Annotated in this window: 22 protein-coding genes; 15 read left to right on the plus strand and 7 right to left on the minus strand. The window is 60.7% G+C overall.

The annotated features are described in order from the left end of the window. Positions 1 to 14: 14 nt before the first annotated feature. A complete protein-coding gene (locus ACR0D8_RS04910; protein ID WP_480644958.1) occupies positions 15 to 1,019 on the plus strand; it encodes a GlxA family transcriptional regulator in 1,005 nt (334 codons plus the stop codon). A gap of 8 nt (positions 1,020 to 1,027) precedes the next feature. Here the strand turns inward: ACR0D8_RS04910 and ACR0D8_RS04915 are convergent, their stop codons facing one another. The 5 genes from ACR0D8_RS04915 to ACR0D8_RS04935 form a co-directional block, all read right to left on the minus strand. Further along, complete coding sequence (locus tag ACR0D8_RS04915) at positions 1,028 to 1,588, minus strand: sarcosine oxidase subunit gamma (RefSeq protein WP_480644959.1); 561 nt, start codon at positions 1,586 to 1,588, stop codon at positions 1,028 to 1,030. Next, complete coding sequence (locus ACR0D8_RS04920; protein ID WP_480644960.1) at positions 1,581 to 4,526, minus strand: sarcosine oxidase subunit alpha family protein; 2,946 nt, start codon at positions 4,524 to 4,526, stop codon at positions 1,581 to 1,583. Before ACR0D8_RS04920 ends, ACR0D8_RS04915 begins: the two co-directional genes overlap by 8 nt. Further along, the gene (locus ACR0D8_RS04925) at positions 4,523 to 4,810 is read right to left on the minus strand and encodes a sarcosine oxidase subunit delta (protein ID WP_480644961.1); all 288 of its coding nucleotides are present in this window, start codon (positions 4,808 to 4,810) and stop codon (positions 4,523 to 4,525) included. The genes ACR0D8_RS04920 and ACR0D8_RS04925 overlap by 4 nt, the downstream gene beginning before the upstream one ends. A gap of 13 nt (positions 4,811 to 4,823) precedes the next feature. Beyond that, the gene (locus ACR0D8_RS04930; protein WP_480644963.1) at positions 4,824 to 6,074 is read right to left on the minus strand and encodes a sarcosine oxidase subunit beta family protein; all 1,251 of its coding nucleotides are present in this window, start codon (positions 6,072 to 6,074) and stop codon (positions 4,824 to 4,826) included. A gap of 84 nt (positions 6,075 to 6,158) precedes the next feature. After that, complete coding sequence (locus tag ACR0D8_RS04935; protein WP_480644964.1) at positions 6,159 to 7,016, minus strand: LysR family transcriptional regulator; 858 nt, start codon at positions 7,014 to 7,016, stop codon at positions 6,159 to 6,161. A 108-nt stretch (positions 7,017 to 7,124) separates the two neighbouring features. Between ACR0D8_RS04935 and ACR0D8_RS04940 the strand changes: the two genes are divergently transcribed. Genes ACR0D8_RS04940 through ACR0D8_RS04965 form a run of 6 tightly spaced genes read left to right on the plus strand, consistent with a single transcriptional unit; the run spans position 7,125 to position 12,812 of the window. Next, positions 7,125 to 7,724 carry an amino acid synthesis family protein gene (locus ACR0D8_RS04940; RefSeq protein WP_480644966.1) on the plus strand — a complete coding sequence of 200 codons (600 nt, stop codon included), beginning with the start codon at positions 7,125 to 7,127 and terminating at the stop codon, positions 7,722 to 7,724. Beyond that, the gene (locus tag ACR0D8_RS04945) at positions 7,696 to 8,475 is read left to right on the plus strand and encodes an alpha/beta fold hydrolase (RefSeq protein WP_480644968.1); all 780 of its coding nucleotides are present in this window, start codon (positions 7,696 to 7,698) and stop codon (positions 8,473 to 8,475) included. The genes ACR0D8_RS04940 and ACR0D8_RS04945 overlap by 29 nt, the downstream gene beginning before the upstream one ends. Then, positions 8,472 to 9,392, plus strand: coding sequence for a flavin reductase (locus tag ACR0D8_RS04950; protein WP_480644969.1), 921 nt, complete (start codon positions 8,472 to 8,474; stop codon positions 9,390 to 9,392). Before ACR0D8_RS04945 ends, ACR0D8_RS04950 begins: the two co-directional genes overlap by 4 nt. After that, complete coding sequence (locus tag ACR0D8_RS04955; RefSeq protein WP_480644970.1) at positions 9,392 to 10,426, plus strand: LLM class flavin-dependent oxidoreductase; 1,035 nt, start codon at positions 9,392 to 9,394, stop codon at positions 10,424 to 10,426. Before ACR0D8_RS04950 ends, ACR0D8_RS04955 begins: the two co-directional genes overlap by 1 nt. 8 nt (positions 10,427 to 10,434) lie before the next feature. Beyond that, complete coding sequence (locus ACR0D8_RS04960) at positions 10,435 to 11,913, plus strand: aldehyde dehydrogenase (protein ID WP_480644971.1); 1,479 nt, start codon at positions 10,435 to 10,437, stop codon at positions 11,911 to 11,913. Between the two features lie 32 nt (positions 11,914 to 11,945). Next, complete coding sequence (locus tag ACR0D8_RS04965; RefSeq protein WP_480644973.1) at positions 11,946 to 12,812, plus strand: urea carboxylase-associated family protein; 867 nt, start codon at positions 11,946 to 11,948, stop codon at positions 12,810 to 12,812. Here the strand turns inward: ACR0D8_RS04965 and argE are convergent. Further along, positions 12,809 to 13,966: an acetylornithine deacetylase gene (argE, locus tag ACR0D8_RS04970; RefSeq protein ID WP_480644975.1), complete on the minus strand. Its 1,158-nt coding sequence runs from the start codon at positions 13,964 to 13,966 to the stop codon at positions 12,809 to 12,811. The genes ACR0D8_RS04965 and argE overlap by 4 nt on opposite strands. Next, positions 13,963 to 15,147 (minus strand): M24 family metallopeptidase, encoded by a 1,185-nt coding sequence (locus tag ACR0D8_RS04975; RefSeq protein ID WP_480644977.1) that lies wholly within the window; start codon positions 15,145 to 15,147, stop codon positions 13,963 to 13,965. Before ACR0D8_RS04975 ends, argE begins: the two co-directional genes overlap by 4 nt. Before the next feature lie 85 nt (positions 15,148 to 15,232). Here ACR0D8_RS04975 and ACR0D8_RS04980 point away from each other — a divergent pair, with 85 nt between their 5' ends. The 8 genes from ACR0D8_RS04980 (at position 15,233) to ACR0D8_RS05015 (ending at position 24,489) form a co-directional block, all read left to right on the plus strand. Then, positions 15,233 to 16,276: a pyridoxal-phosphate dependent enzyme gene (locus ACR0D8_RS04980; protein ID WP_480644979.1), complete on the plus strand. Its 1,044-nt coding sequence runs from the start codon at positions 15,233 to 15,235 to the stop codon at positions 16,274 to 16,276. Beyond that, a complete protein-coding gene (locus tag ACR0D8_RS04985; RefSeq protein ID WP_480644981.1) occupies positions 16,273 to 17,418 on the plus strand; it encodes a M24 family metallopeptidase in 1,146 nt (381 codons plus the stop codon). The genes ACR0D8_RS04980 and ACR0D8_RS04985 overlap by 4 nt, the downstream gene beginning before the upstream one ends. Beyond that, positions 17,415 to 18,131: a maleate cis-trans isomerase family protein gene (locus ACR0D8_RS04990; protein ID WP_480644983.1), complete on the plus strand. Its 717-nt coding sequence runs from the start codon at positions 17,415 to 17,417 to the stop codon at positions 18,129 to 18,131. Before ACR0D8_RS04985 ends, ACR0D8_RS04990 begins: the two co-directional genes overlap by 4 nt. Before the next feature lie 128 nt (positions 18,132 to 18,259). After that, entirely contained in the window at positions 18,260 to 19,351 is a 1,092-nt protein-coding gene (locus ACR0D8_RS04995) for an ABC transporter ATP-binding protein (protein ID WP_475160257.1), read from the plus strand. 110 nt (positions 19,352 to 19,461) lie between these two features. Next, positions 19,462 to 20,553, plus strand: a complete 1,092-nt coding sequence (locus tag ACR0D8_RS05000) for an extracellular solute-binding protein (RefSeq protein WP_480644985.1) — start codon at positions 19,462 to 19,464, stop codon at positions 20,551 to 20,553. Positions 20,554 to 20,619: 66 nt separating this feature from the next. Continuing rightward, positions 20,620 to 21,891, plus strand: a complete 1,272-nt coding sequence (locus ACR0D8_RS05005) for an ABC transporter permease (RefSeq protein WP_475160260.1) — start codon at positions 20,620 to 20,622, stop codon at positions 21,889 to 21,891. 5 nt (positions 21,892 to 21,896) lie between these two features. Further along, positions 21,897 to 23,108: an ABC transporter permease gene (locus ACR0D8_RS05010; RefSeq protein WP_480644987.1), complete on the plus strand. Its 1,212-nt coding sequence runs from the start codon at positions 21,897 to 21,899 to the stop codon at positions 23,106 to 23,108. Between the two features lie 160 nt (positions 23,109 to 23,268). Continuing rightward, entirely contained in the window at positions 23,269 to 24,489 is a 1,221-nt protein-coding gene (locus tag ACR0D8_RS05015; RefSeq protein ID WP_480644989.1) for an aminopeptidase P family protein, read from the plus strand. Positions 24,490 to 24,503: the final 14 nt, after the last annotated feature.

Consider the following 24,503-nt stretch of genomic DNA (forward strand, 5'->3'; position numbering starts at 1 on the left):
GCTAGGACAGGGCCATGCTGAAGGAAAACAGAATCGAGATCGGCTTTCTGCTGTTTGACGGGTTTCCCATGGCCTGCCTGACCTTGGTCATCGAACCGTTGCGGGCAGCCAATGAAATCGCCGGGCAACAGGCGTTCTGCTGGTCGTTGATTTCGGAACACGGGCAGAAGGTTCAATCCAGTGCCGGCGTCGGGTTCGAGGCAGAGCGATCCCTGGCCGAATGCAGGGATACGGACATCCTGTTTCTGCTCAGCAGCCCTACATCCGGGTTCGACAACCCAAAGACCGGCAACGGGGCGCTGCGTGGTCTTGCCCGACACGGAGTGGTTCTGGGCGGGATCAGCGGCGGTATCTTCCCGCTGGTTCGATCCGGGGTCATGAGCGGTCATCCCGTCTCGGTCCATTGGTGCTATGAAGCCGCGTTCGAGGCTGAATTTCCGGATTTGGACGCCCGCAGCGAAGTGATCGTCAGAACGGCAAGCCGGTACACTGCCGCCGGCGCGGCGGCGGGGTTTGATCTTGCCCTGCACCTGATACAGGACCGGCTGGGCGGCGACGTCGCGCATGAGGTCGCATGCTGGTTCCAGCACCCGATGATGCGGGGTGCAGGGGTGCGGCAACAGGTTCCCGACGCCGCAGTACCAGACACAGGCGACGGACTGCCGGCGCTGGTGTCGCGCTGTGTGGAGCTGTTCGCCGGTCATATGAGCCAGCCGATCTCAATTGCCGATGTCGCCGGTCGCACCGGCGTCACCCCGCGGCAGATCGAACGGGCGTTCAAACAGGCAACAGGTCAGAGCCCCAGCCACTACTATCGCGCCATGCGCATGAAGGCCGCGCGGCAAATGGTGGTGTATACCAAGGATCCGATCCCCGAGATTGCCGCCGCAATCGGCTATGGCTCGGTCGCGCCTCTGGTGACGCATTACCGGGCGGCCTTCGGGCTTAGCCCGAGCGAGGACAGGCGCCGTATCAACCGATTTCGGGTCGAGGACAACGCGCCCTTGCCGTCGGTCTGACCGTCGCTTTACAGCGCTGACCGCATGGCCGTGACAATGGCGTGGTGCAGCGACCCGGCCGAGGAACGCGGTCCATAGACGCTGAACGATCCGGGTGCCCGGCAGATCAGGAAACAGCCGATGTGATGTATGGCGCAGCGCGCGGCTGCGCCTTCGTCGATGCGGCGCAAATCAAGCTGGCACAACAATTCCAGTACCGCAGGAATACCTTCGCCGCTCAGGTCAAATCGCGTCCAGGCGTCGGTTTGTTCCGTCACCGAGGCGGTTGTGCCCATCGCTGACTTCACCTGACGAGCAATGTCCTCATATGTCTCAATCGGTGCTTCGATCATCCATTGTTCGGGGCCGGCCCAAAATGCGCTGACAGCCGTGCCCGCACATCTTCCGATGTCCGGGGTCGGCGCGTCGATCAGCGATGACAGGGCTTTCGCCGCCGGTCCTTCCTGACCCAGACGCGCCGCGACCGACGCCAGCGCGACACCTGGAACTTCGGTGCATGTGACCCCTCCGACAATGTCCACCAAAGGTTCGGTATGGCCCAGCGCGGTTATAGCAACAAGATCATGCACGAAGACGCTCTCCTTCGGGGTCAACGAAATGGGCCGAGACGATTTCAACCTCGACGGTCAGGTCGGTCAGGGGGGAAACTAGGCGCATTTTCTCGCCCTGTCTTTCTGAACCGTTCTTCAACAGACCCAGCCCGATATTTCTGTTGAGCATGGGGGAATAGGCGGCCGAGGTGACATAGCCCTGATCGTGGGCTGCATCGACCGGGCCCGTGGCCGCCATCAGATGTCCGCCAGCGATGACTTTATCGTCGGCATTCAGTGGCCTAATACCCACCAGCCTCAGCACGTCCGGCGCGTTCAGTGCCTCACGTTCCGACAGGGTCGAGCCGATGCTGTCCTTCTTCTTTGAAACCACTTTGCCCATGCCAAGGTTCAGCGCCGTGGTGGTGCCGTTCAATTCGTTCCCGGCGGCATGCCCTTTTTCGATCCGCATCACGCCCAGCGCCTCGGTGCCATAGGGTACGACATCAAACTCTTCGCCCTCGGCCATCAAGCGCCGCATCAACGCGTCGCCATAGCGGGACGGGACCGCGATCTCAAAGGCCAGCTCGCCTGAAAACGAAATCCGGAACAGCCGCGCCCGCAGCCCGCCGCAAACGGTGATGTTGCCGCAGGCCATGAACGGGAATGCCTCGTTCGAGATGTCGAATTCCGGGTCCACGATCTTTTGCAGCAGCATACGCGAATTGGGTCCGGCAACCGCAAACTGCGCCCAGGCTTCGGTGGTCGAGATCAGTTGGACATCCATATCCGGGTACAGGCACTGACGCACGAATTCCATGTGGCGAAAGACGCCGACGGCATTGGCCGTGGTTGTGGTGACGACGAAGTGATCTTCGGCCAGCCGCGCTGCTGTTCCGTCGTCCATTACCATGCCATCCTCGCGCAGCATCAGGCCATAGCGGGTTTTTCCGACGGCCAGCTTTGAAAACCCGTTGGCATAAACGCGGTTCAGAAACTCAGCCGCGTCGGTGCCCTGAACGTCGATTTTGCCCAGAGTCGTGCAGTCGCACACCCCGACCGAGGCGCGGGTCTGGCGCACTTCGCGGTCCACGGACTCGCGCCAGTGTGTTTCGCCCGGCAGGGGGAACCATTGCGCGCGCAGCCAGTTGCCGGCTTCGACAAACACCGCGCCGCGTTCCTTGGCCCAGAAATGCGATGGCGTCAGGCGGGTCGGATGAAAATCCTGCCCCTTCATCCGGCCCGCAAATGTAGCGATCGGAACGGGCGTGTAAGGCGGGCGAAAGATGGTTGTGCCGGTCTCGGGAATGGATTTTCCGGCCACTTCGGCCATGATCGCCAGCCCGCCGATGTTCGAGGTTTTGCCCTGGTCCGTAGCCATGCCCAGCGTGGTATAGCGTTTCAGGTGCTCGACCGAGCGGAACCCTTCCTGATAGCTCAGCTTGACGTCCTTGACGGTCACGTCGTTCTGCTGATCCAGCCAGGCGCGCTTGCAGCCCTGGACGTACCAGAACGGTTTCAGTGCAACCGGCGCATCCTCGGCCTCTGGCAGATCCGGCAGCGAACCGGTCAGATCCAGTGCGGTCGTAGCGCCTTCAGCGCCGGATCGCAGCGCGCCATGTGTCGACATCTCTCCATTTGCCGCACCCGCGACAGACAGGCCTACGGGCAGGTCAGGGCCGGGGACAAAGGCCGCCAAGGCCTCATTCCATTTGGGGCGACCGCGCTGATGGCAGGTCAGGTGCACATTCGGATTCCACCCGCCCGACACGCCCAGCGCGCCGCAATCCAGCGTGCGGGTCTCGCCATTCGGCAGGGCGACCTCGACAAAGCTCAACCCGCGGCGACCCTTGGTATCAACCACTTTGGCGCCCTTCAGAACCTCATAGTCATAGCTGGTGGGCGCATCTTCGCGCACATCGATAACAGCGGCAATCTTGACGCCCTTGGCATGCAAATCGGCGGCGGTGCGGTGGCCATCGTCATTGTTGGTAAAGATCGCAGCGCGCTGCGACGCCGTGACCGCGAAACGGTTGGCATAGGTTCGCAGGGCGCCAGCCATCATGATGCCCGGCCGGTCGTTGTTTTCGAAGGCAATCGGACGCTCGGTCGCCCCGGCGCAAAGCAGCGCCTTTTGCGTGTAGATGCGCCAGAGGATTTGGCGGGGTTTTCCGGCCGGCAAGGTCGGCAGGTGGTCTCCGGTCCGTTCGACAGCACCGTAGATGCCGTGGTCAAACGCGCCGATTACGGTTGTGCGCGGCATCAGGCGCACATTGGGCAAGGACGAAAGTTCGGCCACGGCCTGCGCCGCCCAATCACTGGCGCTTTGATCGCCCAGCGTGAACGTCTCGCTGTTCAGGCGGCCGCCTAGGGTGAAATCCTCGTCCGCCAGAATGACGTCCGCTCCGGCACGCCCGGCGGTCAGCGCGGCCATCAGACCGGCGGGACCCGCGCCGATGATCAACAGGTCACAATGTCGGAAACCCTTGTCATATTCATCGGGATCAGCCTCTGTCGACAGCGATCCCAGCCCGGCGGCGCGGCGGATCATCGGCTCGTATAGTTTTTCCCAGAACGCAGCGGGCCACATGAACGTTTTGTAGTAGAATCCAGCTGACAGGAAGTTCGAGAACAGATCATTCACCGCAAGCGCGTCGAATTTCAGGCTGGGCCAGCGGTTTTGCGATTGCGCTTCAAGCCCGTCGAACACCTCGATTGTTGTGGCGCGGGTGTTAGGCTCCTTACGGGCGCCCGCGCGCAATTCGATGATACCGTTGGGTTCTTCGGACCCGGCGGTCAGCAAGCCGCGCGGGCGGTGGTATTTGAACGACCTTCCGACCAACCGGACACCATTGGCCAGCAGCGCCGAGGCCAGCGTATCGCCGGGATGCGCAGTATAGCTGCGGTTGTCAAAGCGGAAGTTCAGGGTCGTGTTGCGGTCGATCTGACCGCCGTTCAGCCGGTTTTCCTGCGTCATTTGGATCGCCCCCTGGCGCGGGCCACGTCACGGGCCAGTTCCACCTTTGAAACCTCATGCGTCAGCGTGTTGCGTGTCACGACCAGCCACGACCGGTCGCCCGCCTCGTGAAACCACAACTCGCGATGTTCACCGGCAGGGTTGTCGCGCAGATAGGCGTATTCATAGAAAGCGTCGGCCGCGTTCTCGGCCTGCCAATCAGGCCGGTCGATCAATGAGGCATCGCCCAGATAGACGAATTCTGCCGCGTCGCGGGGGCCCAGCAAAGGGTGGTTGATGATCATATCCTTGGTCCCCTCAGTGCAGGTTGGGCTGGTTGCCCGCGCCTTTTTCGTCGATCATCCTGCCGGTGCGGAACCGGTCGAGGCGATAGGCGGTTGCGACCGGGTGTGGCTCGTCCTTCGCCAGCATATGTGCAAAGCAATAACCCGATGCCGGGGTCGCCTTGAACCCGCCGTAGCACCAGCCACCGTTAAAATAGAGCCCCTGAACCGGCGTGCGGTCGATGATGGGCGAGCCGTCCATCGACATGTCCATGACGCCGCCCCACATCCGCAACAAACGGGCGCGGCCGATCATCGGCATCAGGGCCATTCCGCCCTCGCAGACGTCCTCGACCACCGGCAGATTGCCGCGTTGGGCATAAGTGTTATAGCCGTCGATATCGCCGCCAAAAACCAGACCGCCCTTGTCGGACTGGCTGACATAGAAATGCCCTGCGCCAAAGGTGATGACGCTGGGCAGGACCGGCTTCAACCCCTCAGAGACAAAAGCCTGCAAGACGTGGCTTTCAATGGGCAGCCGCATCCCGGCCATCCCCATCACGCGGCCCGAATTCCCGGCCACTGCGCAGCCGACCTTGCCCGCCCCGATAAAACCTTTTGAGGTCTCGACGCCTAGGCACTTCCCGTCCTCAATCCGCAGGCCGGTGACTTCGCAGTTCTGGATGATGTCGACGCCGTGGCTGTCCGCCGAACGGGCATACCCCCAGGCCACGGCATCGTGCCGCACGGTACCGCCGCGCCGCTGAACAAGGCCGCCCTTGATCGGAAACCGGGCGTCGTCGAAATTCAGATAGGGGTGTTCCCGGCGCACCTGATCCGCATCCAGCAATTCGGCATCCGCACCGTTCAGGATCATCGCATTGCCGCGCCGTGTGTAAGCATCGCGCTGCGCGTCCGAATGGAACAGGTTGATGATCCCGCGCTGGCTGACCATCGCATTGTAATTCAGGTCCTGTTCCAGCCCTTCCCACAGTTTCAGCGAGAACTCGTAGAACGGCTCATTCCCGTCCAGCAGATAGTTCGAGCGGATGATCGTCGTGTTCCGCCCGACATTGCCGCCTCCGATCCAGCCCTTTTCGACCACGGCCACATTGCGCTGACCATAGACCTTGGACAGGTAATGCGCCGTGGCCAGCCCGTGACCACCGCCGCCGATTATGACGATGTCATAATGCGCCTTGGGTTCGGGATCGCGCCACACCGGTTTCCACCCCTTGTGGCCGGTAAGTGCCTCTTTGAAGACTCGGAAGCCTGAATATCGCATGAATCGGACCTTTTTTGCCAGAATTCACCATTATGCGGTGTTTGGATATCCTCAGATGCGACATCGACATGTCTGAATCAGACCCTATCGGATTGCGCGGTCGGCCAATGTCTGGGAAAACCAGTCCACAAACGCATCAACCTCGGGCGAGCTGCGCTGTACTGCCAGAAAATACCCCTCGCTTGCAGGGGCCGAGGCGTCTGCGGCAGGAATCACAAGGCCGGCTTTCAGCGCGTGATCCGCGACCAGAGCATTCACCAAGGCCACGCCGTTGCCCGTTGTGGCAAGTTGCAGGGCCAGGCCATAGGAATCCACGAAATAGGTCGGGCTGTGCACAGGGTGGCCCGTCGCCTCGGACCAGGATGCCCAGTTGTCCGAGGTGCCAACGGATTCGATCAGGGGCAAGTCCGGAAATTCCGCGCTCAGATGCGGTGACTTCACAGCTATCAGGGTGTTGGGCCGCAGCGGCGTGGCGTTCTTGCCGACCTGCTTTTCCGACCCGAACCGGATCTCAACATCTGCGCGCGAGGCCGCGTATTCGTCGGGCCAGATCGTGCTGACGAAGCGGACCGAAGTATCGGGGTGCTGGGCCTGAAACCGGGGCAGCGCTGGTGAAATCACCCATTCCAGAACGCTGACCGAGGCCGCGACGGTAATGTGCCTCGCGCGTTCTTCGGCGAGATAGGGCGAGGCGGCGGTTTGCAACATGTCCAGAGCGGCCTCGACCTGGGGCAACAACTTGCGCCCCTCGTCCGTCAGCGACAAGCCCCGCGCATGGCGGTGAAACAGCACCACGCCCAATCGGGTTTCCAGCGATCTGATCTGCTGGCTGATGGCGGATTGGGTCAGGCCGATTTCCTCGGCTGCGGCGGTCGAACTCAGCCGCCGGGCCGCGGCCTCGAACGATCTGAACCACGTAAGCGGCGGAAGGGATTTTGCCATCGGTAACCAACCTATTAGTGATAGTAATACCTAAGACCAAAGTTCTTTCGTTTGTCAAAGAGGGCGGCGGCCAGAGATAGTCTGCCAACCAAAAAACGGGAGACGGTCGTGGAGCCAAACATTCGGAAAATCGTGACATTCGACGAAGAAGTTCTGGTCGAGGGGTTTCGCAAGGCCGATCGCCCGTGGCGGATGTTTGCGGTTGCGGCTGTGGTGACCAACCCGTGGGCCGGGCGGTATGTCGAAGACCTGAGGCCCGAAATTCTGGCTTATGGCCCGATACTCGGAGAAGTGCTGACCAGCCGGATGATCGCGCTGGCCGGGAGCGGTGAGGCCATCGAAGCTTATGGCAAGGCGGCGGTCGTCGGGCTGGACGGAGAGGTCGAGCATGCCTCGGGGCTGATCCACACCCTGCATTTCGGCAATATCTTTCGTCAGGCCGTGGCCGCGAAATCTTATCTGTCCTTCACCAATACCCGTGGGTCGGCGAACGCGCCTATCATGGTGCCGCTGATGGACAAGAATGATGCCGGACGCCGGTCGCATTACCTGACACTGCAATTCGCGATCCCGGATGCGCCGCGCGCGGATGAAATCGTGGTCGTTCTGGGTGGGGCGACATCCGGCCGTCCGCATCACCGGATCGGAGACCGTTATCAGGACTTGAAGGATCTGGGTCATGACGTGGACAATCCGGCCTCGGTCTGATTTCGGCGGGTTGACCGCTGTTGATGAAGGCGACGGGCCCCTGATCGTCATGCTGCATGGCGTAGGTTTGCGAGCCGAGGCATGGGGCGCGCAATTTGAGCCGCTGGTCTCGGACGGATATCGTGTGGTTTGCCCGGATATGCCGGGGCATGGAGAGGCCGTGCTTTCGGCTCCGGAAGAACTGGCCAATCATGCGGAGACAGTAGCCGCCGCTTTGACCGAGCCCGCGGTGATTGTCGGGCACTCGATGGGTGCATTGCTGGCAGCGGAAATTGCGGCGGCGGATACCGGACAGGTTCGCGGCATCGCCGCGCTGAACGCGATCTATCGGCGGTCACCGCAGGCCCGGCAGGCTGTTCTGGCCAGAGCGCAAAGTTTGTCTGATCAGCAACCGAATGATCCAACGGTCACATTGCAGCGCTGGTTTGCGGACGCCGATGCCGAGGAACGCGCGGTTTGTGCGCGATGGCTGCGGGATGTCGAACCGTCCGCTTACAAGGCAGCCTATACGCTGTTTGCGGAAAGCGACGGGCCATCTGATGCGCAGCTGGCCGGCATCTCATGCCCAGCGCTGTTCCTGACGGGCGGGGATGAGCCGAACTCGACCCCCCGGATGTCGCGGGACATGGCCGGCCTGGCACCGCAGGGGCGGGCAGAGATCATACCAAACGCCGCCCATATGATGCCGATGACCCATGCGGATGAAGTCAACGGCATTCTGCTGCCCTTCATTCAGGAGTGCCTGTCATGACCGCTACGGACCCACGAGCCCTGCGCGACGCTTTTGGCAGCTTCATGACCGGCGTGACCGTGGTGACGACGCGCGACGGGTCCGGCGCGCCGGTTGGGTTCACGGCCAATTCCTTTTCCTCGGTTTCGCTGGATCCGCCGCTGCTGCTGGTTTGTCCGGGTAAGTTTCTGTCCAGCTACGATCTGTTCAGATCCTGCCGACATTTCGCAGTCAACATCCTTGCCGAAGGGCAGCAAGAGGTGTCCAACACCTTTGCAGGTTTCAAAGGCGACCGGTTTGCCAGGGTTGCGCATCGCAATGGCCCGAAGAACCTGCCGCTGATCGACGGCGCGCTGGCGCAGTTCTGCTGTGAAACCCATCAGGCTCTGCCCGCCGGGGATCACACGATTCTGATCGGGCGGGTGCTGAGCTTCTCTCATACCGGTGGCGACGGTCTGGGCTATGTCGGCGGATCGTATTTCAGTCTGGGTCTTGAGCGTGAGATCGACGCCAGGGTGCCCACCGTCTGCGGGGCAATTATCGAAGCTGGCGGTAAGGTTTTGATGGAGCGTCACAACGGCGCATTACAGCCGGTTCAGGTGGCCGGGGCCGAACCGGGCGGACAGCGGAACAGGCTGGCACAGGCGCTGTCGGCACGGGGCCTCAATGCGCGGATCGAACAGGTCTACTCCTCGTTCAGCGACGCGGATTCTGGGCAGCACTACACGTTTTTTCTGGCCTCGGCCCAGCCGGACGAACCGAAACAAGGGGCCGAATGGGTCAGGATCAATGATCTGCCGGACCAGACCTATACCACCCAAGGCATCCGCCACATGATAACCCGTTTTGCACGCGAGGCCCGGACCGGGGATTTTTCGCTGTATCTGGGCGACGCGGAACAGGGTGAGATTCACAGTTTTCACGACAGGAGCCAATGATGGATTTTTCGCTGTTTGCCCATATGGAACGTCTGACGCCCGATCAGCCTCATGACGTGCTTTACGACGAATTCGTGGGGCTTGTGAAAATGGCGGATGACGGCGGCATGCGCGCCGTCTGGACAGGTGAGCATCATGGGATGGAATTCACGATCGCGCCGAACCCGTTCCTGTCGCTGGTCGATCTGGCCCATCACACGCGCAATGTGCGGCTCGGCACTGGAACCGTTGTTGCGCCTTTCTGGCATCCGATCAAACTGGCGGGGGAGGCTGCTGCCGCAGATCAGATGACCAAGGGGCGCATCGAACTGGGGATCGCGCGGGGTGCCTATTCCTTTGAATATGAACGCCTGATGCCCGATATGGATGCGTGGGAGGCGGGGCAGAGGATGCGTGAATCCACGCCGCTGTTGCCGCAAATCTGGCAGGGGGATTGCGCGCATGAGGGCGAGTTCTACGCCTTTCCCGCAACGACATCGGCCCCGAAGCCACTGCAGGACGGCGGGCCACCGATCTGGATTGCGGCCCGGGACCCCAACAGCCATGAATTCGGCGTTCATAACGGGTTCAACATTCAGGTCACGCCGCTGTGGCAGGGGATGGAAGAGATCGAGACGCTGATGGGGCGGTTCAATGATGCCTGCGACAGTTACGCGGGGCCGCGCCCCAAGATCATGCTGCTGCACCATACCTATGTCGGCAAAGACGACGAGGACGTGGTGCAGGGTATCCGGGACCTTCGCCGCTATTACAACTATTTCGGCGCATGGTTCCTGAACAAACGTCCGATCCGCCAGGGTTTGATCGACCCGATATCCGAGGCTGAAATGGACGCGAACCCGATGTATACCTGTGAAAAGCTGGGGCGCGATCTGACCGTCGGTACCGCACAGCAGGTGATTGACCGGATCAAACGGTATGAGGATCTGGGCTATGATGAGTTTTCGTTCTGGGTCGACAGCGGCATGACCAACGAACGTAAGCGCGCCTCGCTGGCGCGGTTCATCGACGATGTTATGCCCGCCTTTCAGTGAGGATCACCATGGGAAACCTTCCGCATTTTCAGTTGTTCATCGACGGCGAATGGACCGAAGGGTCGGACGCGCAGGTGATGACCTCGCAAAACCCGGCAACCGGGCAGGGCTGGGCCACCTTTGCCTGTGCGTCAAAGGACGATGTCAACCGCGCCATATCCGCCGCCAAACGTGTGCTCGACGATCCCGTATGGCGGGATATGACACAGACCGCGCGGGGGAAGCTGCTGTACCGCCTCGCGGACCTGATTGCCGGGCACGCGCCGCGTCTGGGTGAGTTGGAGACGACGGACAGCGGCAAGCTGCTGGCAGAGACCTCGGCCCAGACCGGGTATGTCGCGGATTACTACCGTTATTACGCGGGGTTGGCCGATAAAGTTGAAGGTACGGTCCTGCCCATCGACAAGCCCGATATGCACGTTTTTACCACGCGCGAACCTATCGGTGTTGTCGCTGCGATCGTGCCGTGGAACGCGCAGATGTTCCTGACGGCCACCAAGCTTGGCCCGGCTCTGGCCGCAGGGTGTACGGTGGTTCTGAAGGCATCCGAAGTCGCCCCCGCGCCGATGCTGGAATTTGCCCGGCTGATTGAACAGGCGGGTTTTCCGCCCGGTGTCGTCTCGGTCATCACCGGGGACGCCGAAAACTGCGCCATACCGCTGACGCGCCACCCGGATGTGGACCGGATCGCCTTTACCGGCGGACCCGAAACCGCACGCCATGTGGTGCGAAATTCGGCCGAAAACTTCGCGGTCACCTCATTGGAACTGGGCGGGAAATCCCCGATCCTCGTGTTCGAGGATGCTGATCTGGACGGGGCTGCCAATGGCCTGATCGCGGGGAATTTCGGCGCGTCGGGCCAAAGCTGCGTGGCCGGGACGCGCGGCTTGGTGCACCGGTCGATCCTCAAACCTCTTATCGCGCGGATTACGGAAAAGGCCAGCGCCATCCGGTTGGGGGATCCATTGATGGCGGAAACGCATGTTGGTCCGCTTTGCACCGAAGCGCAGGTTCAAAAGATCGAGGACACTCTGGCCAAGGCACAGGGGCAGGGCGCGGTGATCCATTTCGGCGGAAAATCCGCCGACCGCCCGGGGAATTACATGAACCCAACCCTGGTCGAATGCGCATCACCGGACACCGAAACTCTGCGGATCGAGATGTTCGGCCCGGTGATGTCCCTGCTGCCCTTCGACACCGAGGAGGAAGCGATTACGTTGGCCAACAGCACGCCTTATGGGTTGGGATCGGGCGTGTTCACGCAAAACCTGGCCCGTGCGCATCGCGTTTCAAAACGGATCCGGGCTGGGATCTGCTGGGTAAACACCTATCGCGCGATTTCGCCGATTGCGCCCTTTGGCGGGTTCAACCAATCCGGCTATGGGCGCGAGGCCGGGGTCGAGGCCATCCTGGACTACACCAGAACCAAAACCACCTGGATCAGCACCGCACAAGAGCCGATGGCGAACCCGTTCGTAATGCGCTAAGCCTGTGCGTAACCAGGGATGGGAGTGCGTTCATGAAGCTTGCAAAACCGAATTTCGTGCCGCCTGCGGATGCGGATGATCGCAAGACTATCCCTCCCGTCATTTGCTATCCGCCGGATACGCTGCCGCAGCCGGACCTGACGGCTCTGACCCGTCTGCGGCAAGGCGCGACCAAGACGGCCGAGGTGACGGCCGCCCCGCGCGATGCGGCTTGTATCGACGTACCGGCAGGCGCATTTGTTCGCGTGGTATCCGTTGATGGGCCGCAGGTCGGCGACCTGAACATGTGGAACAGGCACGATCTGACCGAGCGTTTCTATTCCGGCAAAACCCGCGCTTTGCACGGCACGCACCTGTCGACCGGAGACCGCATGTGGTCGAGTTTTCCCAACATGCGCCCCATGGCGACTATCGTGGGCGATACGCTGGACTGGTACGGCTTTGATGCCTATGGTGGCTCGGTTCATGACGTGATCGGGACGCGCTGTGACCCTTATACAGGGCGGTTGTTGTCGGGGGATGATTATCATTATTGCTGTCATTCCAACCTGACCCGCGCGCTGGCCAGCCATTGCAACCTGCCGCTGCACGAGGCGGAACTGCATGTGCATGACGTGCTGAACGTCTTCATGTGCACCGGCTTCACCCGCAACACCGGCCAGTACTTTATGAAGGCCAGCCCCGTACGTCCTGGCGATTACCTGGAATTCTACGCTGAGATTGACCTGATCGTCGGCCTGTCCGCCTGTCCCGGCGGGGATTGTTCGGCCGAGCATTCGTCGGATGTGGCCGCATGTTACCCGCTGCTGATCGAGGTCTTTGACCCCGGTGAAAGCGCGCGCGCTGCACATGTCCAACCCGCGCGGTCTGCCTATGACCGCACGCACGGAACCGGTTAAGCGGTCAGACGCCGGCCCAGCCGGTCCAGCATTTTGCAACACAGGCCAAGCTGATCGATCTCAAGGTACTCGTCGGCCTTATGTGCCTGCGCAATTGAGCCCGGCCCGCAGACGATGGCATGAACGCCCAGTTGCTGAAACAGCCCTGCCTCAGTGGCGAAGGAAACCACGCCGGTACCGTTGGCCCCGGTCAGTTCCGCAACCAGATCGCGGGCCGCGTTGTGCTCCATCGGTTCCAGCCCCTCGACCTCGGCTATGGCTTGCTGGGTGATGTCAGCGCCGCTGAATACCGCCTGCATTTCGGGCAGCAGGGTATGATTGACGTAGTCGGTCATGGTTTTCTTGACCAGCTCGGCATCGCCGGATTGAACGGGGCGCATTTCCCATGCGATTTCAGCTTTGCTGGCGATGACGTTATGCGCGACGCCCCCAGAGATACGCCCGACATTCAGGGTGGTCCAGGGTGGTTCGAACCTGCTGTTGGGTGGGGCGCGGGATTTCAGGATATGGCGCAGTTCCAGCAACTTGCCGATGTAACGCGCCGCATATTCGACGGCGTTGACACCATCATCGGGGGCCGAGCTGTGACCTTCGAGCCCTGCGAACCGGGTGGTGTATTCGAAACACCCCTTGTGCCCTTCGATCACCCGCATCTCGGTCGGCTCGCCGATAATGGCGATGTCCGGAACAATGCCGCGGTCCGACAGGTCATCAACAAGGTTCTGCGCGCCAAGACAGCCAGTTTCCTCGTCATAGGTAAAGGCAAAGTGCAGCGGCTGGACCAGTTTGTCGGTGTTCAGGGTTTCCGCGAAAGCCAGCGCCGCAGCGATGAAACCCTTCATGTCGCAAGTGCCGCGACCGTAAAGCCTGCCGTCCTTTTCGGTCATCTTGAACGGGTCCGATGTCCAGTCCTGATCCGCCACCGGAACCACGTCCGTATGCCCGGACAGAAGAATGCCGCCGGGTTTGTCCGGTCCCAGCGTGGCAAAAACGTTGGCCTTGGTGCCCGTTTCATCGCGGGTTTCGATGCAGCGCGCGCCCAGAGCATTAAGCCGCTCGGTCAGATAACCGATCATATCCAGGTTCGAGTCCGCCGACACCGTTTCAAAGGTAATCAGATCGGACAAAATGTCGATGGATCTTTGCAATGTCATGGCTTTACGAACAGTTTTCTGGGCCGGTCGCAAAAGCATTCGGCCGGTCCGGTTTCGGTAATCAGGATCGACTCGGTTATTTCCAGACCCCAGTCGTCCATCCACAGGCCGGGCATGAAGTGAAAAGTCATGCCGGGTTCCAGCACAGTCTCGTCTTCGGCGCGCAGGGATATCGTGCGTTCACCCCAATCCGGCGGATAGCTGAGGCCAATCGGGTAGCCGCAGCGCGCCCCGCGCTCGATGCCGGCCCGTTCCAGCGGCGCGGCCAGCGCCAGCGCGATGTCGCGCGCCTGATTGCCGGCGCGGGCGGCATCAAGCCCGGCTTCCAGCCCCTCGACCAATGCGGCCTCGGCCCGGCGCAGATGGTCCGGCGGCTGTCCCAGAAAGACCGAGCGGCATAGCGGTGCGTGATACCGGCGATAGCAACCGGAGAGTTCGAAAAACGTGCACTCACCGGTCTTGAAGGGTTCACCATCCCAGGTCAGATGCGGGGCCGCAGCGTCAGGGCCGGATGGCAGCAGCGGCACGATGGCGGCGTAATCCCCCCAATCCCCGTCAACGCCCGATATTGCGTCATGGTAAATCTGTGCGACCAGCGCGTTCTTGTTCAGACCCGGCTCGACCCGTTCCAGTACGCCATCTATGATGTGCTCTGATATCCGCGCAGCCTTGCGCATCAGCGCAATTTCTTCGTCCGACTTCACGGCACGCTGCCAGTTCACCAGACCGTTTGCATCGGTCAGATCTGCATCGGGCAGTTCGGCCATCAAAGTCAGATGCGCCTTGGCCGAGTAGTAATAGTTGTCCAGTTCAACACCGATCCGGCCGGTTCCGAGGCTATTGTCCCTCATCAGCGCGGCGAGGTCCTGCATCGGATGCCGGACGGTCGATTGCACGTATTCGTCGGCATAGCCGAACACCCGATCATCTTGCATCCATACCGTGCGCCGCGCGCCATTGGCGTCCTGATTGCGGCCCCACCAGATCGGATCGCCGTCGTGCAGGACCAGAACGCCCTGATGCACGTAGAATGACCAGCCCTCATACCCTGTCAGCCAGGCCATGTTCGAAGGATCTTCGACAAATAGCGCGTCCAGCCCAGCCGCCGCCATGGCGGTGCGGGTTTTGGCCAGCCTGCGGTCATATTCGGCCCGGCTGAAGGCGGGGTTGGGGTGGACCATGGATTGCTCCTGCGCTGACCGAGTTTTGTTGACAGAACTTGAGGAATGGGATCACGTCAATGGGCAACTCAGGAAAGACACTCAATTGAAAATCATATCCAACCCCCATCGCGGCGGCCAGAAACTGATCGAGGCCGCGCCGTACCCGTCCACTGACGCGGGCCGTGTGGCCGATCTGCTGAGCCAATGCCCCGCCGCTGCCGAAACGCCGCTGGTCCAGGTTGACGGATTGGCGGATGTCGCGGGTCTTTGGATCAAAGATGAACGTGGGCGCATGAATCTGGGGTCGTTCAAAGCTCTTGGGGCGGCCTATGTGATTGCACGCCACGCGGCCGAGGTTGCACCGACACCTGATGCGTCAGCTTTGTCCGGGCGCACTTATGTCACCGCCAGCGCAGGCAATCACGGGATGAGTGTTGCTGCCGGTGCCCGCATCTTTGGTGCCGAGGCCGTCGTCTATATCGCCGAAACGGTACCCGAGGGTTTTGCCGACCGGTTGCGGGCCCAAAACGCGCGCGTGGTGCGGCACGGTGCGGACTACGCCGCCAGTATGGAAGGTGCCAGCCAGGCCGCGAAGGAGAACGGTTGGACCCTGCTGTCAGACAGTTCGTGGGACGGATACTATGAGTTGCCGCACATTCTGATGGAAGGTTACCTTCAGATGGCCGCCGAAGCGGCGCGGCAATGCCCGGAACCGCCGACCCACATCATGCTTCAGGCCGGAGTCGGCGGGCTGGCCGGTGCCGTGGCGGCCTCTGCGCGCAAAGTCTGGGGTGATGCGCCGCAAATCATCGTCGTTGAGCCCGACGCAGCCCCGGCGCTGCAAGCCAGTATTCAGGCGGGAACCTGCGTCTTTGCGGACGGCCCGGACAGCGTGATGGGGCGGCTGGACTGCAAAGAACCGTCGCAGATCGCCCTAAACGGGCTGGCGCGCGATGCGGACCGGTTTCTGACCCTGACGGATCAGGAGGTAACGGATCACCTGCCGGCGATGGCGACCGCGGGGGTTGAAACCACGGCATCGGGCGGGGCGGGGATTGCAGCGGCCATGAATACCGATGTGCAGGATGCACTGGGTATCGGTCGCGACGCCCGTGTCCTGTGCTTTTTGTCCGAGATCGCCGAATGACGGTCTTTGACATCTCTGAATACGAGGCGCGGACCAGCCGCGCGCAACGACGGATGGCGGAAGCGGGGATATCCGCGCTGTTGCTGACGACCGAGCCCGAAGTTCGCTATTTCACCGGTTACCTGACCCGGTTTTGGGAAAGTCCGACGCGCCCGTGGTTCCTGATCGTTCCGGCGACAAGGAAGCCGATCGCCGTCATACCTTCGATCGGTGCCGCGCTTATGGCGGGAACCTGGGTGGATGACATCCGTACCTGGAGCGCGCCGGACCTTACCGATGACGGTATCAGCCTTTTGGCCGAAGCTCTGGCCGAGGTCACGCCCGCAGATGCGCGTATCGGGCTGCCGGACGGGCATGAAACCCATATCCGCATGCCCTGGGCCGATCTTCAACGTCTGCAAATCCTGATTGGCGGTCGGGAATTGGGCGGTGATGGCGGAATTCTGCGGGCATTGCGGATGGTCAAATCCAACGCCGAAATTTCCCGGATCGAAACCGCCTGCGGCATTGCCGGGCGTGCCTTTCATCGGGTTCCCGAGATTGCCCGCGCGGGCGTTGCGCTGGACGAGGTGTTTCGACGATTCCAGATGCTGTGTCTGGAAGAGGGTGCCGACTGGGTTCCCTACCTTGCCGGCGGCGCTGAGCAGGGCGGTTATGCCGACGTAATCTCACCGGCTGAGCCTACGGCTTTGCGGCCGGGTGATGTCTTGATGCTGGATACCGGGCTGGTTCGGGACGGCTATTTCTGCGATTTCGACCGGAACTGGTCGGTTGGCCCGGCAACGCCAGAGGTGAAGGATGCCTATACTACGCTGATCGAAGCTTCGGATGCCGCGTTCGATATCGCGCGCCCCGGGGTCACAGCGGCCGATCTTTACCATGCCATGAACCGGGTCCTGTCCCGTTCCAGTGGGGAAACCGGGGCAGGGCGCTTGGGGCACGGTTTGGGTATGTCCCTGACCGAATGGCCGTCGCTTATCCCAACGGATAACACTGTGCTGGAGCCGGGCATGGTCCTGACGCTTGAACCGGGCATCGCCGTGGGCGACAAAATACTGGTTCACGAAGAAAACATCGTCATCACCGAAGGGGCTCCACGCTTTATCAGCCCTCGGGCCGGCGCGGAGTTGCCAGAGATATGAGCTATCTGCCCTACACCCTGGACAAGGACGACCCTGACTCAGTGCCGATGGGTCTGATCGTTCTGCAGACAGATGAAACGATCGAACCAGAATTCAGCGCCTATTTCCCGGACCGCTCCTGTCCGATTTATGTTTCGAGAATTCCAAGCGGCGTGAATGTGACCACGGACACGCTGGCGGACATGGAAAGGGCCTTGCCCGCGGCGGCGGATCTCTTGCCGAAAATTCGCCCTTATCGCGTGGTCGGGTACGGGTGTACGTCCGCCAGTTCGGTCATCGGATCGGATCAGGTCGAACGGATGGTGCAACAAACTTGCGACGTCGCGGTTGTTACAAATCCGCTGCGCGCTGCCTCTGCCTGCGCCGCAGATTTGGGGGTTTCCAGATGTGCGCTGCTGTCCCCGTATATCGAAGAAGTGAACGAACCGCTGAGGCAGGCTTTTGCCCGAAATGGCGTTTCGATGGACGTTTTCGGCTCGTTCGGGCAGGCCGAGGAATCAAAGGTCGTGCGCATTTCCCGGCGATCCGTTGTCGATGCTGCGGTGAAGCTTGGCGCTGATTCGTCGGTTGAGGCTGTTTTTATAAGCTGTACAAATCTAAGAACTTTTGACGCCATACCCGAGATTCAGGAGCGGCTGAAAAAGCCGGTTTTGTCCAGCAATCAAAGCCTTGCGTGGCATATGCGGCAACTGAACTCTGCCTGCGCGGTCTGAATTGTCATTCCATTGAAACATTTATGGTTGCGTGGTGCGTCCCGCATGTCCTTAAATGGGGCGGATAGGTCTTTGAGACCCGGATAAACCGGGCGGCCAACAGACCACACAGGGAGCCAAGTCGGTATATGTCCAATGACGCAGCGTTCGTCGAGTTTCAACGTGTCCAAAAATCTTACGACGGCGAGATACTTGTCGTAAAAGACCTAAACCTCTCAATGCCAAAAGGTGAGTTTCTGACAATGCTGGGCCCGTCTGGTTCCGGCAAGACAACTTGCCTGATGATGCTGGCCGGTTTTGAAACCGCGACTCATGGCGAGATCATGTTGGACGGGCGTCCGATCAACAACATCCCGCCGCATAAACGTGGTATCGGGATGGTGTTCCAGAACTACGCCCTGTTCCCGCACATGACTGTGGCCGAAAATCTGTCCTTCCCGCTGGAAGTGCGGAATATGGGCAAGGAAGCGCGTGAGGAAAAAGTCAAACGCGCGCTCGACATGGTGCAGATGGGCGCCTTTGGCAGTCGCCGTCCGGCGCAATTGTCCGGCGGGCAGCAACAGCGGATTGCCCTGGCCCGAGCGCTGGTGTTCGAGCCCGAACTGGTCCTGATGGACGAACCGCTGGGCGCGCTGGACAAGCAACTGCGCGAGCATATGCAGTTCGAAATCACTCGCCTGGCGCATGAGTTGGGGATCACTACGGTTTACGTGACACACGACCAGACCGAAGCACTGACGATGTCGGATCGCGTCGCCGTGTTCGACGACGGGCGCATTCAGCAACTGGCGCCGCCGGATCTGCTGTATGAGGAGCCCGAGAACAGCTTTGTTGCTCAGTTTATAGGTGAAAACAACACGTTGGAAGGTGTTGTTAAATCAATCGACGGCGATGCTTGCGTCGTGACTCTGGATGACGGGTCCGAGATTGACGCCAAGCCGGTCAACGTGCACGCCGCCGGCGAGCGGACCAAGGTTTCGATCCGGCCCGAGCGGGTGGAGTTCAACAAGGACCGGCTGCATGCCGATGCGCATACCCTGAAGGCGACGGTGAAAGAGTTCATTTATATGGGCGATGTATTCCGGTTCCGCCTGTCTGTGGCGGGGAATGACGATTTCATCATCAAGACCCGGAACGCGCCGGATGCGGTCAGGCTGTCTCCGGGGCAGGAAGTCGAAATCGGCTGGCTGGCCCATGATTGCCGGGCGCTGGACGCCTGACGAAGGAATCCCCCACGGCGGCCCGCCCGGGTGCGTGGGAAAAGAGGATCGGGTTGCCCCGTGATCCGGTCTTCGAGGTAAAATTTAACGGGTATAACAGGGAGTTAACTATGAAAGTAACCAAAACCACTCTGATGGCAAGCGCGATTGCGGTTGTCGCCGGCGGGGCCATGGCCCAAGAGATGACCATCGTCTCATGGGGCGGCGCGTACTCCAAATCGCAGCTGAAAGCGTATCACGAGCCCTATTCGGAAAAGACCGGCGTCACCATTCTGAACGATGACAGCTCGGCCGAAGCGGTCGCCAAGCTGCGCGCCATGAACGAAGCGGGCAACATCACCTGGGATGTGGTGGATGTTGTGGCCGCTGACGCGATCCGTCTGTGCGACGAGGGTCTGGCTCTGGAAATCGATCCGGATACGCAGCTTGCGCCCGCACCGGACGGCACTCCGGCGTCCGAAGATTTCGGTGATCTGCTGGTCAGCGAATGCTTTATCCCGCAGATCGTGTACTCGACGACCTTTGGCTATCGCACCGACCTTGTGGGCGACACGCCGCCGACAGATGTCTGCGCGGTGTTTGACCTGGAAACCTATCCGGGTAAGCGTTCGCTGGAAAAGCGTCCGATCAACAACATGGAATGGGCGCTGATCTGTGATGGCGTGTCCAAGGACGACGTCTATGATGTACTGGCAACCCCGGAAGGGCAGGATCAGGCGCTGGCCAAACTGGGCACCATCAAGGACAACGTTGTCTGGTGGTCTGCCGGTGCCGACACACCGCAGTTGCTGGCCGATGGCGAAGTTGTCATGGGTTCGACCTATAATGGCCGCCTGTTCAGCGTGATCGAAGAGCAGAAGCAACCCGTTGCCATGCTGTGGGACGCGCAGGTGTTCGATCTGGACGGCTGGATCATCCCCGCCGGTCTGAGCGAGGAACGCCAGCAGCGCGCGCTGGACTACATCATGTTCGCCACCGACACGCAGCGGTTGGCGGATCAGGCCAAGTACATCTCGTATGGTCCGGCCCGGGCATCCTCGGCTCCGCTGGTGGGTCAGCACGCCGATCTGGGCATCGACATGGCACCGCACATGCCGACCGATCCGGAAAATGCCAAGAACACGTTCCTGTATAACTACGAGTTCTGGGCGGACTATCGCGACGATATCGACGCCAAGTTCCAGGCGTGGCTGGCGCAATAAGCTGGTTTAGAAAGCCTCGGTCGGGGCTGCTTTTGGCCCCGACTTACCAAAGACCAAGGGACGCAGATGACTGACGCAACTCAATCCGGTCCGATGCTGGCTGCGGATGGCACGCCACTCAAGAAATCTCTGGCGCGTTCCCTGCGCCGCCGCAAGCTTCGGGCTCTGGCGCTGATTGCACCCTTGCTGTTGTTCGTGCTGCTGTCCTTTGTGATCCCGATTGTTTCGATGCTGTTCCGTTCGGTTGAGAACAGCATTGTGGCCGAAACGCTCCCCCTGACAGTGGTTGAGCTGCGGAACTGGGACGCCGAAAGCGGAGAGCTGCCGGACGAGGCGCTGTACGCGGCGTTTACCAAAGACATGATCGCGGCGATTGACGCGAAAGAGCATACAAAGCTGGGCACGCGTCTGAACTATGAACAGACGGGCATGTCGTCCATGTTTCGCCAATCCGGGCGCAAGATCAAACGGTTGGACGTCGAAGCGGATGCACCATTCAAGGAAAAACTGATCGAAATTCACGATGGCTGGGGCGACGTTGATACCTGGCGCGTGATCAAGACCCATGCGGTTCCGATCACCAACGGGTATTTTCTGAACGCCATCGACATGCGCCGGACACCCGAAGGGGCTCAGTCACAGCCGGAAGACAAGCAGATCCTGATCAAGCTGTTCGGGCGCACGTTGTTCATGTCGCTGATCATTACAGGTTCTTGCATATTGCTGGCCTATCCGATCTCATACCTGCTGGCCAATCTGCCGATGCGGATTTCCAACTTGCTGATGATCCTTGTGCTGTTGCCGTTCTGGACGTCGCTGCTGGTGCGGACTTCGGCGTGGAAGGTGATGCTGCAACAGCAGGGGGTGATCAACGAAACGCTGGTCTGGCTGGGGCTGGTCGCGGATGACGCGAGGCTGGTGATCATCAACAACCAGTTCGGCACGATCATTGCGATGACGCATATCCTGCTGCCGTTCATGATCCTGCCGATGTATTCGGTCATGCAGACGATCCCGCCATCCTATACCCGTGCGGCGAAATCCATGGGTGCCACGAACTGGACCACCTTCTGGCGGATTTATTTCCCCCAATCCATTCCCGGCATCGGCGCGGGCTCGATCCTCGTGTTCATTCTGGCGATCGGTTACTACATTACGCCCGAGATCGTCGGCGGAACCAAGGGTGTCTTCATCTCGAACCGGATTGCCTACCACATCTCGTCCTCGCTGAACTGGGGGCTTGCGGCAGCGCTGGGGACGATCCTGCTTGCGGTCGTGCTTCTACTCTACTGGGTCTACGACAAGATCGTGGGCATCGATAACGTCAAGCTGGGATAAAGATCATGGCAGCACTTACACCAATCTCCCGCAAACCTTTGTCGGTGGTTCTGCCATCCGTGGCCATCGCCGGCGGGTTCGTCGGAATGTTCGTCGGCGCCGGTCAGGGCAACGTTTTTCTGGGCATCGTTGTTGGCGCCGCGCTGATGGCGTTGCTGGCATGGATCTATTTCGCGGTGCTGGACAACGAGCGGGCCGCGCGATGGATCACGATATTGGGGCTTGGGGCAACCGGCCTGTTTTTCGCAGGTCTGACCGGGCTGATCGTTGGGCTGCTGGTCGGTTGGTTCTTTGCCTTCTTCATCTTCTGGCTGTACGAGGGGCGGTATCGGCGCAAGCTGTTGCCGTACCTGACCGGCCAGCAGGTGTTCTATCACTACCTGTTCCGTGTGATCTGCGGTGCGATCTTTGTGTTCCTGATCACTCCGATCCTTGTGGTGCTGCCGCTGTCATTCAACGCGCAGGACTTCTTTACCTTCACGCCCGAGATGCTGCGGCTGGACCCCGAAGGCTATTCGCTGAAGCATTACCAGGACTTCTTCACGAATAATGAATGGCAGCGCAGCTTCAAGAACTCGCTGATTATCGCGCCTATCGCGACCTTCATTTCGGTGACGTTGGGCACGCTGGCGGCCATCGGGCTTAGCCAGTCTCATGTGCCCGGACGGCGGGCGATCATGGGGGTTCTGATCTCGCCGATGATCGTGCCGCTGATCATCTCGGCCACGGGTATGTTCTTTTTCTACAGCGACATAGGCCGCTTCCTTGAGGGCACGTTGGGCATGAACAAGAACTTCGTGGGCTATGTGAAGGTCATTCTGGCGCACGCCGTTTTGGGGATTCCCTTCGTGATCATCACGGTGACGGCGACGTTGGTCGGGTTCGACCAATCGCTGACACGGGCGGCGGCGAATATGGGCGCGGGTCCGGTGCGGACATTCTTCAAGATCCAGATGCCGCTGATCCTGCCAGGTGTGATCTCGGGCGGCCTGTTCGCCTTCATCACCTCATTCGACGAGGTTGTTGTGGTGCTGTTCGTCGGTTCTGCAAGCCAGAAAACTTTGCCGTGGCAGATGTTCACCGGCCTGCGCGAACAGATCAGCCCGACCATTTTGGCGGTTGCGACCATCCTTGTGGTGATCTCAATCGCGCTGCTGACCACGGTCGAGCTGTTGCGGCGGCGGTCCGAACGGCTGCGCGGTCTCAGCCCGGCTTGACGCGACTCGAAAGCTGATTTAGCGATTTCCCTGTGCATCCCGGTCACGATGGCGTCGTGACGTAACTTGGGATGCATGGCTCTCGGTTCCCGAGGCCGCTTGTCCTGAACGCCGGGACTTGTGGCCGGGCCTTGCCTGTCCGGCATTGAGGAGAGACCATATGAAAGACCTGGAAAATCGCCCCGAGTTCTTCACCAGCCATAACGGTGACAAAGCGCCGTTGCCCTTCAGCAAGGCAGAATACGCACGGCGTCTGACCAGCCTGCGCGCGACGATGGCCGCGCGCGATATCCCGGCGGTTCTGCTGACGTCGATGCACAACATCGCCTATTACTCGGGTTTTCTGTATTGCGCCTTTGGCCGACCCTATGGCTGCGTTGTGACGCAGGATGCGTGCACGACGGTTTCGGCGAATATCGATGCCGGTCAACCCTGGCGGCGTTCGGTCGACGAAAACGTGATCTATACCGACTGGCAGCGAAACAACTACTGGCGCGCGGTGGCCAGCCTGATCGGTTCCGTCGGACGGATTGGGATTGAGGGCGATCACATGACGCTGGCGATGCGCGACACGGCGCTGGATATGCTGGGCGGTCCGGAACTGGTGGATATCGCACCGGATACAATGGCCGCACGCATGGTCAAATCGGCCGAAGAGATCGCGCTGATCAAGGGCGGCGCGCGCACTGCGGACGTTGGCGGCGCCGCCATTCACGCAGCGATCCGCGAGGGCGCGACCGAGATCGAGATTGCCATGGCAGGCCGCGACGCGATGGAGGCCGAAATCGCACGCGCCTATCCGGAGGCCGAGTACCGCGACACCTGGGTCTGGTTCCAGTCCGGGTTAAACACGGACGGCGCGCATAACCCGGTCACCAAGCGCGCGCTGCAAAAGGGCGATATCCTGTCGTTGAACACGTTTCCGATGATCTCAGGCTATTATACCGCGCTGGAACGTACTCTGTTTCTGGGCGAACCCGATGCGGAAAGCCTGCGCATCTGGATGGCCAACGTTGCCGCGCACGAGTTGGGACTGAGCCTGATCAAACCCGGTGCGACCTGTTCCGGCATCTGTGATGAGATCAACCGGTTCTTCGCTGATGAAGGGCTGCTGCAATACCGTTCGTTCGGCTATGGCCATTCCTTTGGCATTCTCAGCCACTACTACGGGCGCGAAGCCGGGCTGGAACTGCGCGAAGACATCGATACGGTCCTTGAACCCGGTATGGTCGTGTCCATCGAGCCGATGCTTTGGATCCCCGAAGGCCAGAAGGGTGCGGGCGGATATCGCGAGCATGACATTCTGGTTGTTGAGGAATCCGGTGCCGAAAACATCACCGGCTTCCCTTACGGGCCCGAGCACAACACGATCAGCGCCTGATCGGATCGGCGGGA

The sequence above is a fragment of the Ruegeria sp. BG10 genome, from assembly GCF_056538575.1.

Excerpts from the sequence above, each read along its gene's own strand:
- ACR0D8_RS04945 (WP_480644968.1), top strand. The coding sequence starts at position 7,696 with ATGACGTGGACAATCCGGCCTCGGTCTGATTTCGGCGGGTTGACCGCT.
- ACR0D8_RS04955 (WP_480644970.1), top strand. The coding sequence starts at position 9,392 with ATGGATTTTTCGCTGTTTGCCCATATGGAACGTCTGACGCCCGATCAG.
- ACR0D8_RS05010 (WP_480644987.1), top strand. The coding sequence starts at position 21,897 with ATGGCAGCACTTACACCAATCTCCCGCAAACCTTTGTCGGTGGTTCTG.
- ACR0D8_RS04965 (WP_480644973.1), top strand. The coding sequence starts at position 11,946 with ATGAAGCTTGCAAAACCGAATTTCGTGCCGCCTGCGGATGCGGATGAT.
- ACR0D8_RS04935 (WP_480644964.1), bottom strand. The coding sequence starts at position 7,016 with ATGGCAAAATCCCTTCCGCCGCTTACGTGGTTCAGATCGTTCGAGGCC.
- ACR0D8_RS04995 (WP_475160257.1), top strand. The coding sequence starts at position 18,260 with ATGTCCAATGACGCAGCGTTCGTCGAGTTTCAACGTGTCCAAAAATCT.
- ACR0D8_RS04985 (WP_480644981.1), top strand. The coding sequence starts at position 16,273 with ATGACGGTCTTTGACATCTCTGAATACGAGGCGCGGACCAGCCGCGCG.
- ACR0D8_RS05005 (WP_475160260.1), top strand. The coding sequence starts at position 20,620 with ATGACTGACGCAACTCAATCCGGTCCGATGCTGGCTGCGGATGGCACG.
- ACR0D8_RS04930 (WP_480644963.1), bottom strand. The coding sequence starts at position 6,074 with ATGCGATATTCAGGCTTCCGAGTCTTCAAAGAGGCACTTACCGGCCAC.
- ACR0D8_RS04950 (WP_480644969.1), top strand. The coding sequence starts at position 8,472 with ATGACCGCTACGGACCCACGAGCCCTGCGCGACGCTTTTGGCAGCTTC.
- ACR0D8_RS04990 (WP_480644983.1), top strand. The coding sequence starts at position 17,415 with ATGAGCTATCTGCCCTACACCCTGGACAAGGACGACCCTGACTCAGTG.
- ACR0D8_RS04925 (WP_480644961.1), bottom strand. The coding sequence starts at position 4,810 with ATGATCATCAACCACCCTTTGCTGGGCCCCCGCGACGCGGCAGAATTC.
- argE (WP_480644975.1), bottom strand. The coding sequence starts at position 13,966 with ATGACATTGCAAAGATCCATCGACATTTTGTCCGATCTGATTACCTTT.
- ACR0D8_RS04910 (WP_480644958.1), top strand. The coding sequence starts at position 15 with ATGCTGAAGGAAAACAGAATCGAGATCGGCTTTCTGCTGTTTGACGGG.
- ACR0D8_RS04920 (WP_480644960.1), bottom strand. The coding sequence starts at position 4,526 with ATGACGCAGGAAAACCGGCTGAACGGCGGTCAGATCGACCGCAACACG.
- ACR0D8_RS05000 (WP_480644985.1), top strand. The coding sequence starts at position 19,462 with ATGAAAGTAACCAAAACCACTCTGATGGCAAGCGCGATTGCGGTTGTC.
- ACR0D8_RS04975 (WP_480644977.1), bottom strand. The coding sequence starts at position 15,147 with ATGGTCCACCCCAACCCCGCCTTCAGCCGGGCCGAATATGACCGCAGG.
- ACR0D8_RS05015 (WP_480644989.1), top strand. The coding sequence starts at position 23,269 with ATGAAAGACCTGGAAAATCGCCCCGAGTTCTTCACCAGCCATAACGGT.
- ACR0D8_RS04960 (WP_480644971.1), top strand. The coding sequence starts at position 10,435 with ATGGGAAACCTTCCGCATTTTCAGTTGTTCATCGACGGCGAATGGACC.